The 1,379-nt window shown below is 48.7% G+C and carries 1 protein-coding gene; it reads right to left on the minus strand.

The window, feature by feature from the left end:
- Positions 1-1,240, minus strand: a 1,240-nt coding sequence (gene istA, locus A3756_RS16480; RefSeq protein ID WP_068553976.1) for an IS21 family transposase, incomplete at its 3' end; no start/stop codon positions are given.
- Positions 1,241-1,379: the final 139 nt, after the last annotated feature.

Genomic DNA, 1,379 nt, shown 5'->3' on the forward strand with positions numbered 1-1,379 from the left:
TTCGAGCGCCCCAAGAGATCAGTCTCTCCGGCGTCCAGGCTTGGTGCTTTCGATGGGGCTCAGGCATGTGGTGAGCATTGGTGGTAAAACCCCCTTGGCGCAAGCTCCTAGCATGTCGTGCAACCTGTTTTCCTTTGAAGAAAATAGCAACGCTATCTTGGCTTGCTTGGGCTTCTACTTGAGACTTCACCAGATGATGAGGTACTGAGTAATAATGCTTGTCGAACTCTATGTGGTAGTCGATATTAACGCGTGCAAGTTTGAACTCGACATACTCATAATGCTTCGCGGGAAGCGATTTAAGCGCTGGCTTATCCAAGGCTTCAAATTGACTTAAGCGGGAACCCGGTAGTTTCTTAAAGGCACGGCGGTTAAGGTCATCTAGCAAGACCTTAATAGTCTGATTTAGATCTGCCAGCGTGAAGAAGGTTTGATGTCGTAGTCGAGCCAGTATCCAGCGCTGCACGATCAATACCGCGTTTTCTGCTTTTGCTTTATCCTTGGGCTTGAGTGGCCTAGCGGGAATGATCGCCGTTTTATAATGTGATGCCATGTGCTGGTAGCTCACATTGATACCGGGGTCATAACGAGCTGGCTTGCTGACAGCACTGCGTAACTGGTCAGGCACAACGATCTCCGGTACGCCGCCAAAGAACTCAAAGGCTTTCACATGTGCGTTAATCCAGTCGGCTTTGCGTTGCGTCCATGACGCCATTGCGAAGGTGTAGTTACTCGCGCCAAGTATGGCTACAAAGATCTCAGCTGAACGGATCTCGCCAGTATCCGGGTTAACGATAGGTACCGTGGCCCCGCTGTAATCCACAAACATTTTTTCACCGGCAAGGTGAATCTGGCGCATGGAGCGCTTTTGCTTAGAACGCCATTCACGATAGTAGCCGCAATATTGCGAATACTGATAGCCCGCGTCGCCATGTATTTGCTTATATTCCTCCCACAACAATTGCTTGGTAACGCCTTTGCGCTTGAGTTCTTGGTGAATGGCAGCGCAATCAGGCATAACCCGACCATGGCGCGTATTGATCTTGGCGTCGGGGAATAATAAACGTTCTAGTTCATTGTCAGTCATCTCTATTGGAAGTGGCCAGGTTAGCCCAACATCAACCGCTCTTTTTCCATAAGTGGAAACAGTGCCTACGCCGATTCCTAAGCTGCGGGCAATATTTCGATGACTCAGTTTTGCCTCGAGTTTGAGGCGGAGAATATCTTTAATGTGTCGCATTGCTAATCTCTTGTTTGGCATCGTACTCTCGGCTTAAAAGCGCTAAGAATAACGTGCTCGACAAATTGAGTTTCAATGCATGGAAGGAGTTTGTGATTGATGGTGATCAGTCGTTGCGATTACTCGATCACCGTTTGCG

This window comes from Oleiphilus sp. HI0086 (genome assembly GCF_001635225.1).